At 43.7% G+C, this 11952-nt stretch carries 10 protein-coding genes; 6 read left to right on the top strand and 4 right to left on the bottom strand.

Going from position 1 to position 11952, the window contains the following annotated elements; translation table 11 throughout:
- Positions 1 to 134: 134 nt before the first annotated feature.
- The 3 genes from I6E86_RS02405 to I6E86_RS02395 all read right to left on the bottom strand — a co-directional run bounded on the left by I6E86_RS02405 (position 135) and on the right by I6E86_RS02395 (position 3339).
- Positions 135 to 944, bottom strand: coding sequence for an abortive infection family protein (locus I6E86_RS02405; RefSeq protein ID WP_197174896.1), 810 nt, complete (start codon positions 942 to 944; stop codon positions 135 to 137).
- A gap of 228 nt (positions 945 to 1172) precedes the next feature.
- Entirely contained in the window at positions 1173 to 2177 is a 1005-nt protein-coding gene (locus I6E86_RS02400; protein WP_197174895.1) for an oxidoreductase, read from the bottom strand.
- 184 nt (positions 2178 to 2361) lie between these two features.
- Positions 2362 to 3339 (bottom strand): zinc-binding dehydrogenase, encoded by a 978-nt coding sequence (locus I6E86_RS02395; protein ID WP_197174894.1) that lies wholly within the window; start codon positions 3337 to 3339, stop codon positions 2362 to 2364.
- Between the two features lie 945 nt (positions 3340 to 4284).
- Between I6E86_RS02395 and I6E86_RS02390 the strand changes: the two genes are divergently transcribed.
- The 5 genes from I6E86_RS02390 (at position 4285) to oppF (ending at position 10316) form a co-directional block, all read left to right on the top strand.
- The gene (locus I6E86_RS02390; RefSeq protein WP_197174893.1) at positions 4285 to 5955 is read left to right on the top strand and encodes an ABC transporter substrate-binding protein; all 1671 of its coding nucleotides are present in this window, start codon (positions 4285 to 4287) and stop codon (positions 5953 to 5955) included.
- A gap of 189 nt (positions 5956 to 6144) precedes the next feature.
- Positions 6145 to 7065 carry an oligopeptide ABC transporter permease OppB gene (gene oppB, locus I6E86_RS02385; protein ID WP_194363336.1) on the top strand — a complete coding sequence of 307 codons (921 nt, stop codon included), beginning with the start codon at positions 6145 to 6147 and terminating at the stop codon, positions 7063 to 7065.
- A 110-nt stretch (positions 7066 to 7175) separates the two neighbouring features.
- Positions 7176 to 8081, top strand: a complete 906-nt coding sequence (oppC, locus tag I6E86_RS02380; RefSeq protein WP_010197600.1) for an oligopeptide ABC transporter permease OppC — start codon at positions 7176 to 7178, stop codon at positions 8079 to 8081.
- Positions 8082 to 8108: 27 nt separating this feature from the next.
- Positions 8109 to 9260 carry an oligopeptide ABC transporter ATP-binding protein OppD gene (gene oppD, locus I6E86_RS02375; RefSeq protein ID WP_197174892.1) on the top strand — a complete coding sequence of 384 codons (1152 nt, stop codon included), beginning with the start codon at positions 8109 to 8111 and terminating at the stop codon, positions 9258 to 9260.
- 39 nt (positions 9261 to 9299) lie between these two features.
- Positions 9300 to 10316 (top strand): murein tripeptide/oligopeptide ABC transporter ATP binding protein OppF, encoded by a 1017-nt coding sequence (gene oppF, locus I6E86_RS02370; RefSeq protein WP_197175051.1) that lies wholly within the window; start codon positions 9300 to 9302, stop codon positions 10314 to 10316.
- A gap of 15 nt (positions 10317 to 10331) precedes the next feature.
- Here the strand turns inward: oppF and I6E86_RS02365 are convergent, their stop codons facing one another.
- On the bottom strand, positions 10332 to 10586 hold the full coding sequence (locus I6E86_RS02365) for a DUF2798 domain-containing protein (protein ID WP_197174891.1): 255 nt from the start codon (positions 10584 to 10586) through the stop codon (positions 10332 to 10334).
- 357 nt (positions 10587 to 10943) lie between these two features.
- On the opposite strand from I6E86_RS02365, the gene I6E86_RS02360 reads away from it, so the two are divergent.
- Positions 10944 to 11888: an alpha/beta fold hydrolase gene (locus tag I6E86_RS02360; RefSeq protein WP_197174890.1), complete on the top strand. Its 945-nt coding sequence runs from the start codon at positions 10944 to 10946 to the stop codon at positions 11886 to 11888.
- The last annotated feature ends 64 nt before the right edge of the window (positions 11889 to 11952 follow it).

The raw sequence follows: 11952 nt of genomic DNA, 5'->3' as shown, positions 1-11952 counted from the left end.
GCCTACTCGATGTATTGCTGTCACTTGTTTTCCTCGCTACTCAAATTTTTTGAATTGATATACAGCTTGTTATAAATAAAAAAGCACTCAACATGGTTGGGTGCTTTTTTTGGTTTGAAAAGCTACTTTCAAGATTAAATAAGTTCAATATTATTTCTGTGCATAGAATCCTGTATATATCTAAATATAGTATACATAGCATTGACTGTAGCTGTTGCCTCTGGAACATCTAAAAGCTCATTGACGTGTGAAAGACTGGCCTTGTTTCTCAATGTAGAAAAAGCGTCAATCGCAGCAGCAAAAGAGTTCAAAACCCTAGTAATTTCCTCAGATCTATTGCCAGAAGCTTGTAACGCAGGATGACGACTTCTAAGCTCTTTGAAAGCTTTAGATACGGTTGGATCGTTTGGCAGATTAATACTATTGTCTATACATAATTGTACTAAGTAACCATGAAGCGCTGTATGAGCGCGATCGATGGCGCTAGATGAATCTACAGTTCCTATCAAAGCCTTTGCATCACCTAAAGCTCTCATTACTGTGGTTGATATAGATTCACTGAATTCCGGAGCAGCTACACTCCCAGTATTTTGGATTAGCTGATCTCCAATAATTTCATACTGAGTATCATTTTTTTTCAAGATCTGATTAATATTTTGTACTGTTGGTACAGCAGCACCTTTAAGTTTTAATTCTTCTAAAGCCTCATACATAGCTGCTATAAAGTTAGGTGCGTCCTTTGCGGCATTATATGCTTGAGTAGACATATCTGATTCTGCCCACTCTAGAGAGGAACTACGCGAATAATTATCGTTAGAAACTTTGCAAAAATGTCGCTTAAAAATTTCTATTATTTGTTTATAACCCATTGGATCTGATATTTTTCTAATCAATGATAAAAAATCATCTGTAGTCTCGGCATTTAAGGACTCTGTAGAACCCATAGGGAACCTAAGTTCATTTGACAATTGAAGAGGCATTCAGTACTCCATTTTCTATAAATTTAGGTTAGTAGGACTACTATTAAATATATATGAACTATAGTCAAGATTATAAGACTTAGTAAGTCTAAGTTATTGTTTATGCTATCAATATGGAGCTGACTTTTTAAATAAAAGGCAGCACCTCAACAGAGATGCTGCCTTTTATTTATAAAACTAGCTCTTAAAAAACTAACCCTTCACATTCACCACATAACGTCCAACCACTTTGCTCGACATAAAGCGATCTAAGTACTCTGGCGTTTGCTCTAGCGTAATCTCTTCGCCATAGCTCTCAAGGTTAGGCAGTTTCATATCAGTGGCGACACGTTTCCAAATGGCTTCTTTATCAGCCAGTGGAATATAGACCGAGTCGATACCCAATAGTGACACCGCGCGGGTGATAAAAGGTATCACCGACATCGAAAAATCAGCGCCGCTAGCTAGGCCACAACTGGTCACTGCACCGCCAGATTTGGTTTGCTTGAGCAGGTTAGGTAAGTAATCGCCGCCGATGGTATCAATAGCGTTTGCCCATAGCTCACGGCCGACAGGCTTGTTACCGATTTCATTGATGGTATCACGATGACGTACTTCGCTCGCGCCCAATGCTTTTAGGTGCTCGCTTTGCTCAGGCTTACCTGAGAATGCAATCACCTCATAGCCGAGCTGCTTTAAGATAGCGATACTGATCGTACCGACGCCACCTGTTGCACCAGTGACAGCGATTGGGCCATCACTTGGTTTTGCACCCATTTTTTCTAGCTTTTGCACACTGAGCGCTGCGGTTAAGCCGCCAGTACCATAGGTCATCGCTTCTTTTAGGGTTAGCGTTTCTGGGCAAGCCAGCGCCCAGTCTGCTGGGATTGAGATCATTTGACCGAGGCCACCATCGGTGTCCATGCCGAGATCATAGCCGAATACCAATACCTCTTGGCCTACGGTAAACGTGCCTGATTTATCACTGACGACGACACCAGCGGCATCGATACCGGGCGTGTGTGGATACTGTTTAGTGATTCTTTTATTACCTGATGCTGACATCGCATCTTTAAAGTTTAACGATGAATAATGTACTTCTATAAGCAAATCGTTCTCTGGCAAGTCGCTGAGATTACGCTCTTGAATGCTTTTGCTAAAGGTGCCGTCTTCACGTTCTTCAACTACTAAGGCTTTGAATGTTGTATCGTTTGACATGGTTATATCCTTATTAAATCTTATTATTTACTCTGATTGGCTTAGCGATAGATATGATTACTGCTACAGCAAAATGGTTAAAAAAGCCCACTGTATCTTATAGCTAATACACATGAGCTTTCTTATATTTGCTAATACCGCTAGTTTTTGCCCTTATTACGAAATTACGAGGCGAGTGTAGGAATTAAGGTTTTAAAAGCACTTTGCCTTTTTTACTTGATTGTACTTTTCCAGAGACCGCTGTTGCGATATCGTCCAGACTATAGATGGCTTCAATTGGTAGTTTTAAATCGCCATTCGATGCACGTTCTAGTAATTCAGTGATCAGACGCTGTTTATTATCTAGATCCATGTCTTGGCTGGTTTTGCTACCCCAGAATCCTTTTACCGTCGCTTGCTTAAAGATCAAGCTGCCAGCGTCTAGTGCCATTGGCTTGCCTGACATGATACCGAATGAGACCAACGTGCCCTTGCTACCCAATAGCGATAGCAGGTCATTACTTGACTCACCACCGACTGAGTCAACGGCGGCTGTGATTTTATCATCGCCGATGATGGCGCGGACTTGGTCTTTCCAGTCGTCGTCAGCAGTGACGACGTTGTTTTTGATACCTAGTGAGGTCAGTTCTTCTATCGCGTCTTTGCTACGGACGAGGTTAATCGTGTTCACACCGCGCGCTGCTGCGAGCATGGCGAGGGTTTTACCGACAGCGCCGTTTGCCGCGTTGTGGATGATCCATTGACCGCTAGTCACTTCTAAGAATTCTAGTAGCATTAAGGCTGATAGTGGCATGGCAACCAATTGCGCTGCCAGCTCGTCTTCGATACTATCAGGCATGTTAAATACCATGCTGGCAGGGGCGACAAAATACTCTGCCCACGTCTCATGCACACTGGCACACGCCACACGCTGGCCTACACTAAAGTCTGTTACGTCATCGCCTACCGCATCAATAATGCCTAGTGCCTCACTACCACCGATGGCTGGCATCTCAGGCTTATAGCCATATTGTCCGCTCACTGTCAGCATGTCATGGTTGTGAATAGGGGAGAGGATGGTTTTGATACGGACTTCGTTGGCAGCAGGCTGCGGCATAGGACTGTCGCCCACGCTCAGTACGTCAGAAGGTTTGCCAAAGCTGTTATGAATAGCACTACGCATGATGATTCCCTTTATGTATTTATGATTTGGTTTATTTATAAGTGTATTAAGAGTATGAATAACCGACTATAAACATCATGTCATCAAGGTCATTCACCAATGTATTTATTCTTCGAGTAGAAACGATACCACGATAATGATGCTGATAGGTTATCGACTCACAAAGACACTATACTCAAAAATAGACTGGTCGTATAGACGTCGGATACATTTGCGCTAACCGGATTTTGTTATAGAAAGCTTGGCTTACATCGGTAATATTCTTTGTGTTACCGCTCGCACTGATGTAGAGCCGTTCATGTTATTTGGTTTATGGGTTTCAGCAGGATTCTCTAATGAGTATGGCCTTTTAGAGAGAAACTAAAAAGAAAAATTATTGGTAACATGACTCAACAAATTATGGCGAATATGTCAACTAATCACTTATGTTAATTAATCACCATGTCACTCGCGGTTGCGTTAGAACTGATTGCATGAGCGATCTTCCATATGATTGTCTAAATCATCAAACGTCTTACGCTCGATAGCATAATACTCATCCAAGTATTAATTCATTAGCATTATAAAATGTCAAACAGATGTCAGTTACAATTAATAACATGAGAGTAGCATTTTGACGAGTGGTGCATTCTTTATAAAAAAACTGGTTAAATTCTTGTAGAATTACGTGAATTAGTATGTTTTTTGTTCGTTTTTACTCATGATTACTATATGCGTATGTTTGACTAAATTCATGTTTTTTCTATGAACTGAAAAATTGTTGACACCAATAACTTTTTTTATTATTACTATTACCAATAGTTTTCTAACGTTCATTATTGACAGATGGTCAGACTATGACCTCTAACAACATAATAACGGCTATGAAAACGATAAACATTCAACTTTAATGGATTTATGAACAGGTTGATTAATCTGTTCGCCATCTGCCCGCTAGGACGCTATATGAGCCACAACCCTCTCTCCCTTCGTACTGCTGTATTTTTACCTACTTCTCTTGCACTTGCTATGTTTATGACCGGTTGTAGTGACAATACGGCAAACAATAATACCAGCTCATCAGCCGATATTGATCCTAGTGTACTGTCTGAAACTCAAGAATTGGTCATTAATAACGGGACGGAACCTGAGTCGCTAGACCCTCATAAAGTATCTGGTGTACCGGAGTCTAATATTGGTCGTCAATTATTCGAAGGATTGACCAATACCGATGCAGATGGCAAAACCATTCCAGGAATGGCAACTGAGTGGGAGAGTCCGGACAACAAAGTCTGGACGTTCAAACTGCGTGACGCTAAGTGGTCAAACGGCGATCCAGTGACGGCGCAAGACTTTGTTTATAGTATGCGCCGATTGGTCGATCCAGATACTGCATCACCTTACTCAAGTTATTTGGTTGATGCCAAGGTCGTCGGCGCTGACAAAATCGTCGAAGGCGCTGCTGGCATCGAGATGCTTGGGGTAAAAGCAATCGATGACAAAACATTGCAAGTCACGTTGTCAGAGCCCGTACCTTATTTCCCCGATATGCTGATTCACAACTCCGTCAAACCTGTGCATCAAAAAACGGTCGAAGCGTTCGGTGATAAATGGACAGATCCTGCCAATATCGTCGTCAATGGCCCTTACAAAGTCAGTAAGTGGAAGATCAACGATGAACTCGTTTTGACACGTAACCCTTCCTATTATGACGATGCCAATACGACGCTGAATACAATCACAATGCTACCGATTCCTTCTAGCACCACAGATGTCGCACGCTATCAAGCTGGCGAAGTAGATGTCACTTATAACGAGATTCCAACCGAGCAATTTGCATCTTTAAAAGAAACCAATGGCGATGAGCTCAGAGTCTCTCCTTATCTTTGTACGTATTACTATGAATTTAATACGGTCAAACCGCCTTTTGATAATCCAAAAGTACGTCGCGCGCTAGCCTTGGCATTGGATCGCGACACTATTGCAGACAAAGTGATTGGTCAAGGACAGACGGCCGCTTATCAGCTCACGCCTACAGCCGCGAATGGAGATGTGGCTAATACACCAGAGTGGTCTACTTGGGACAAAGAGAAGCGTATCACTGAGGCCAAAAAACTACTGAATGAAGCCGGTTACAACGAGAGCAATCCACTCGCCTTTGAGCTGCTGTACAACACCAATGACAATCATAAAAAGGTCGCAGTTGCTGCCACTTCGTTATGGACACAGGCGCTTGGTTTTGTTGATGTGACATTGACCAACAAAGAATGGAAAACCTATCTTGATACGCGCCGCAACGGTAACTATCAAATCGCTCGTGCTGGCTGGTGTGCGGACTATAACGAACCGTCAGCCTTTTTGAATATTGCCAAATCTGACAATAGCGGTAACTACGGTAAGTACGCCAATACCAATTTTGACAACTTGATGGCACAAACACTAAAAGCAGGCGTCACGCCTGAGCAGCGTGCAAGTTTGTATCAAAAAGCCGAAGCACAGCTAGATCAAGATATGGGGCTACTCAATATCTATCATTACGTCAGCCCTCGTTTGGTAAAACCTTACGTCATCGGCTTTTCAAAGAACGATCCTCTAGACAATTGGCAAGGTAAAGATATCTCTATCGCCAAGCACTGATCACTAAGCACGGACCATCAAAAAATGAACATCCAATAGTCTTATCAGCAGGCGCTATGAAAAGGAGTAATTCCGATTGATAGCGTCGGTCTGCTATGGATCAGAGAAAATCTGAAAGCGGCGTAAATACTCAAAACGAGCATTTTAAAATCAGGCATCGTTGTACAGGTAATATTATAAAGAGGCATTATGCTAAAGCTTATTTTTCGGCGGATTTTAGAAGCCATTCCGACCATGTTTGTTTTGATAACCGTGTCCTTTTTTATGATGCGGTTAGCACCGGGCAGTCCTTTTAGTAGTGAGCGCAGCTTGTCGCCAGCGGTATTGGCCAATATCGAAGCCAAATACAATCTTAACGATCCCATGTGGCTACAATATATCCACTATCTACAGCAGCTGGCAGTAGGCGATTTTGGCCCGTCTTTTAAATATAAAGACTATACGGTCAACGAGCTATTGTCGCAGTCGTTTCCAGTGTCTATGGAACTGGGCATGTACGCGTTTATATTGGCACTGGTGTTAGGACTTATCCTTGGTGTAATAGCGGCGCTTAAACAGAACTCATGGATGGATTATGTGCTGATGGCGTTTGCCATGACAGGTGTCGTGATTCCAAGCTTTGTAAAAGCCCCACTATTGGTACTTATTTTTGCCATTATTTTGCAGTGGCTGCCAGCAGGTGGCTGGAACGATGGGGCAGTGCGAAATCTGATATTGCCCGTCACGGCCTTAGCATTGGCTTATGTCGCCAGTATCGCGCGGATTATGCGTGGCTCTATGATTGAGGTGATGAATAGCCAGTACATCCGCACGGCTAGGTCTAAAGGCTTACCGATGCGACAAATCGTCATGAAGCATGCGCTCAGACCCGCTTTATTACCCGTCATCTCTTATCTAGGCCCTGCTTTTGTGGGCATTATTACCGGCTCTATCGTGATCGAGACTATTTTTGGTTTGCCGGGTATTGGGCAGTTATTCGTGAATGGGGCGCTCAATCGTGATTATGGGGTCGTGCTTAGTTTGACCATTTTGGTTGGTGTATTGACGATCGCCTTTAATGCCATCGTCGATATTTTGTACGCCATCATTGATCCAAAAATCCAGTATTGATATTAATATTGATGGCCGCTTGAAACACACCGTATAAATGCCAATCATCGCTTAAAAATAAATATCAGATTCTCAATTAGACCCTCAATTAGATAAGTAAAAGGACGACTATGAGCCTGACCGTAGACCAGCCAACCGAGCTTATGGATACGCCTGTTAAAGAGATTAAAGGTCGCAGCCTGTGGCAAGATGCATGGCGACGTTTTTATCAAAACAAAGCAGCAGTGACGAGCTTTTTTATCTTATTACTCGTCGGTATGTTTGTCATCTTTGTGCCCATGCTAGCGCCTTTTGGTTATGCAGATACCGATTGGAACTTTATGCAGTCTGCGCCCTCGATTGAAAACAAGCATTATTTTGGTACGGACTCGCTTGGTCGAGATTTGCTCGTGCGCACAGCAGTCGGCGGGAGAATATCTCTATTGGTAGGTATCGCTGGCGCAACAGTGGCGGTACTGGTTGGTACGGTATATGGCGCAACATCAGGCTATCTGGGCGGCAAAGTCGACATGATTATGATGCGCTTTTTAGAAATCCTTAGCGCCTTTCCTTTTATGTTCTTTGTGATTTTGCTCGTGACGATATTTGGTCGTAACCTTATTTTAATTTTCGTCGCTATCGGATTGGTATCTTGGCTGGATGTCGCTCGTATCGTCCGTGGTCAGACGCTCAGTCTAAAAAGCAAAGAGTTTATTGAAGCGGCACACGTCGGCGGGGTATCTGGCTTTAATATTATCCTGCGTCATATCGTGCCCAACGTGCTTGGCGTGGTAGTGGTCTATGCCTCCTTACTAGTACCGACGATGATTTTGTTTGAGTCGTTTTTGAGCTTTTTGGGACTTGGTGTACAAGAGCCAATGACCAGTTGGGGTGCGCTATTACAGGAAGGCTCACAAACGATGCAAGTAGCTCCTTGGCAGATTTTGATTCCCTCGGCTTTTTTGGTCATTACTTTATTCTGCTTTAACTTTATTGGCGATGGTCTGCGTGATGCGTTTGACCCCAAAGACCGCTAGGCTAAAGCTCGCTAGGAGAACAACATCATGGCAACTCAAGATATTAATAGTGCACCTGAAAAAATAGATTCTACTGTACGCAAAGTAGGCGCTGAGTCAGAGCTCAATAATCAGGCTAATAAAGAAAGCAGCTTATTAGCAGTGAAAGATCTATCGGTGCAATTCACGACCGAAGATGGACTTGTGACCGCCGTGAATGGTTTAAATTTTAACCTGCATGAGGGTGAGACCTTGGGCATCGTCGGTGAGTCAGGCTCTGGCAAGTCGCAGACGGCGTTCGCCATAATGGGTCTGCTAGCAAAGAATGGCCGTACCAAAGGTTCCGTAAAATTTGAAGGCAATGAGCTACTGGGATTATCGCAAAAGGCTCTGAATAAAATCCGCGCTGAGCAAATCGCTATGATCTTCCAAGATCCAATGACCTCACTCAACCCATATATGAAAATAGGCGATCAGCTGGCTGAAGTGTTGATCTTGCATAAAGGCATGAGCAAAAAGCAAGCGTGGGCAGAGTCGATACGTATGCTAGATGCGGTCAAAATCCCTGAAGCAAAAAACCGTATTGGCATGTATCCGCATGAGTTTTCAGGTGGTATGCGTCAGCGGGTCATGATTGCGATGGCACTGCTCTGTCGGCCCAAACTACTGATTGCCGATGAGCCAACGACAGCGCTTGATGTGACCGTACAAGCACAGATTATGGTGCTATTAAATGAGCTAAAACGTGATTTCGGTACCACTATTGTTATGATTACGCATGATTTGGGTGTGGTGGCAGGTATCTGTGATCGGGTACTTGTGATGTACGCTGGTCGTACCATGGCATATGGAGAGACGGAAGAGATTTTTTATACGCCTACGCATCCTTATACTATCGGACTATTAAAGGCCATTCCGCGTCTAGATGATGATAAAGGCAAGCTTGAGACCATTCCTGGCAGTCCGCCCAATCTACTTAACCTGCCTACTGGCTGTCCTTTTCATGAGCGCTGTACGCATGCGATGGATATCTGCCGAGATGTACCGCCGCCGCTTGAGTTCTTGCCGAATGAGCGTCAACGCGCTTGCCATTGGCAGCCTGAGAAACAAGTCGATGAGTCAGCAGACACTGAAAAGCACATTTCAGCAGATGCTAATATTGATACGGGCACCAATAATCTATCAAAGCTGGAGGGCTAGAGCATGATACTATCAAATACAGAGATGGCAAGTGCAGAGATGGTCAAAAACAACAGCCAAGCCCCGTTATTACAAGTACAAAATGTGCATACGACATTCAATATCAAGCAAAAGGGCACGTATTTTTGGCAAAAGCCTGACACTTTAAAGGCCGTCAATGGCGTCTCGTTTGAGCTATTTGCTGGTGAGACTTTGGGCGTGGTAGGTGAGTCGGGCTGCGGTAAGTCGACGCTGGCAAGAACGATCATCGGGCTTATACAAGCCAATTCCGGCAGTATTAAATTCGGGGATGAAGAGATCGTTGGCGCTTCCAAAAAAACCATGAGAATGAAGCGCAAAGACATTCAAATGATATTCCAAGATCCGCTAGCGTCGCTCAATCCGCGCATGACAGTAGGCGATATCATCGCAGAACCGCTACGAACGTATTATCCAAACATGAAAAAAGCGGAAGTACAGGATGAAGTACGCGCCCTGATGAAAAAAGTTGGCCTACTGTCCAATCAGATTAACCGCTATCCGCATGAGTTCTCTGGTGGTCAGTGTCAACGCATTGGTATTGCGCGTGCATTGATACTAAAGCCTAAAATTATTATCTGTGATGAGCCAGTTTCTGCCCTTGATGTCTCTATTCAAGCGCAGGTCATTAACTTATTGCAAGACATACAGCAAGAGATGGGATTGGCGCTGATTTTTATCGCTCATGATCTGTCAGTGATTAAGCATATCGCCGATCGGGTACTGGTCATGTATTTAGGTCATGCGGTTGAGCTAGGGGTAGACAAGGCCGTGTATAGCAATCCGACGCACCCTTATACTCAAGCGCTGATGTCTGCAGTGCCATTGCCTGACCCAATCGCCGAGCGTAATAAAGCCATTCAATTATTGGAAGGGGATTTGCCAAGCCCGATCAATCCACCGTCAGGCTGCGTATTCCGTACCCGCTGCCCGATCGCAGACAGCGAGTGTGCCCAAATCAAACCTGAGCTAGAAGGCACGTTAAACCATAGGGTCGCTTGTCTAAAAAATAAGGTTGACGCTATAGCGGTTTTATAATGGTTAAATGGTGTCTCAATAAAACTCTATTCTACTCAATACATGCTCTTGCACCAGATAGGCACAGATATAAGCACTTGGCCACGCAAACATAAAGGCCAGTCCCCACGAGTGCATCAACTCCATAAAAAAGCCATCGATAAAGCCTTGTTTTACCACCAACAAGGCCGTCGAAATAATGAATGACATCATCAGCGCCATGATACCTGTGAATATAAGTCGGTAATATTTGCGGCGGGTGCGAATTCTGAAGGTAGAGGTTTGTGACATAAAGAGGCTCGGTCTAATATTAAAATCACTCTGCTTAAAAACTTCTATAAGCAGGGCGCGGTAGTTATTAATTATGGCGTTAATACGGTCAAGATGGGGTAATAGTAATGTAATTCAATATGATGAGCATGGCTGATTTGGCAAAATTTGGACAAAACTGACCGCAATAATAACGCAAAAATTTATCAGATAATCATCAAAAGTCATTGTCCTCATTGTCCCAAGTTAAGCCAATTGAAGGTGCATGAGTACACGGATTGGGTTGGTTTTCACTGTTTTAATACGATAAGCTTTGCTATACGTTTTTTATTGCTTTCAGGTCGTAAGATTTTGCCATTTATTAATAGGGATGCTCCAATGATATTACTGCGTACAAGTTTGGCTGCTCTACTGGCTCTTTCTGTCGTGGGGTGTACGACGCCCAATACCTTTACCGTCGCTACGACCCAAAAGCTCGTACAGTACGAACGCAACAAGTCAGACCTTGAAGCCAAATCGTTAACGCTGGCATCTGGCGAGCAAATGACGTATTTAGAAGGCGGTAACTTAGCTGGTGAACCCTTACTATTGATTCATGGTTTTGGTGGTAATAAAGATAACTTTACTCGTATTGCGGATAAGCTAGGCGATTATCATCTGATCGTTCCTGACCTGCTAGGTTTTGGTAATTCTAGCAAACCACCAGAGGCGGACTACCGCGCTGATGCCCAAGCAAAGCGTTTGCATGAACTATTGCAAGCTAAAGGGATGGCATCGGATATCCATGTCGGTGGCAACTCGATGGGCGGTGCTATCAGTGTTGCCTATGCGGCGATGTATCCTGATAGTGTCAAAAGCCTGTGGTTACTCGACAGTGGTGGGTTTTGGTCAGCCGAGACGCAACGAGAGTTCAAAGCATTAGACCTTGATAACAGTCCTTTATTGATTGACAACACTGAAGCATATTTTACGATGTATAAGACGGTCATGTACAAGCCACCTTATGTTCCAAAGACGATACAAGCGGTCTTTGCCCAAGAGAATATCGCCAATCGGGCGCTGAATACTAGAATACTCAAACAGATCATTGAAGACAATGTAGAAGAACGTGCAAAAATCATTGCACAATACAATATTCCAACGCTGATCGTTTGGGGAGAAGAGGACAAAGTCATAAAACCTGAGACGGCCGAAATAATGAGCGAGCTGATGCCGCAAGCACAGATCATCATGATGTCACAAGTGGGGCACGTGCCTATGATAGAGGCGGTAAAAGATACGGCCGAAGATTATAAAGAGTTTCGGGCAGGATTAGAGAAATAATGAGTTAGGTTAGTTAAGCGTGTTTTAAACTAAAAAGAAACATCAGAATGTCTGATGTTTCTTT

It is taken from the genome of Psychrobacter sp. SWN149, assembly GCF_015864565.1.
GTDB lineage: Bacteria > Pseudomonadota > Gammaproteobacteria > Pseudomonadales > Moraxellaceae > Psychrobacter.
Note: the sequence above shows the minus strand (reverse complement) of the source record. Positions and strands in the feature narration are given on the sequence as shown.

Coding starts and splice junctions, on each gene's coding strand:
- I6E86_RS02395 (WP_197174894.1), bottom strand. CDS start 3,339: ATGCGTAGTGCTATTCATAACAGCTTTGGCAAACCTTCTGACGTACTG.
- I6E86_RS02390 (WP_197174893.1), top strand. CDS start 4,285: ATGAGCCACAACCCTCTCTCCCTTCGTACTGCTGTATTTTTACCTACT.
- I6E86_RS02400 (WP_197174895.1), bottom strand. CDS start 2,177: ATGTCAAACGATACAACATTCAAAGCCTTAGTAGTTGAAGAACGTGAA.
- oppC (WP_010197600.1), top strand. CDS start 7,176: ATGAGCCTGACCGTAGACCAGCCAACCGAGCTTATGGATACGCCTGTT.
- I6E86_RS02405 (WP_197174896.1), bottom strand. CDS start 944: ATGGGTTCTACAGAGTCCTTAAATGCCGAGACTACAGATGATTTTTTA.
- I6E86_RS02360 (WP_197174890.1), top strand. CDS start 10,944: ATGATATTACTGCGTACAAGTTTGGCTGCTCTACTGGCTCTTTCTGTC.
- oppB (WP_194363336.1), top strand. CDS start 6,145: ATGCTAAAGCTTATTTTTCGGCGGATTTTAGAAGCCATTCCGACCATG.
- oppF (WP_197175051.1), top strand. CDS start 9,300: ATGGTCAAAAACAACAGCCAAGCCCCGTTATTACAAGTACAAAATGTG.
- oppD (WP_197174892.1), top strand. CDS start 8,109: ATGGCAACTCAAGATATTAATAGTGCACCTGAAAAAATAGATTCTACT.
- I6E86_RS02365 (WP_197174891.1), bottom strand. CDS start 10,586: ATGTCACAAACCTCTACCTTCAGAATTCGCACCCGCCGCAAATATTAC.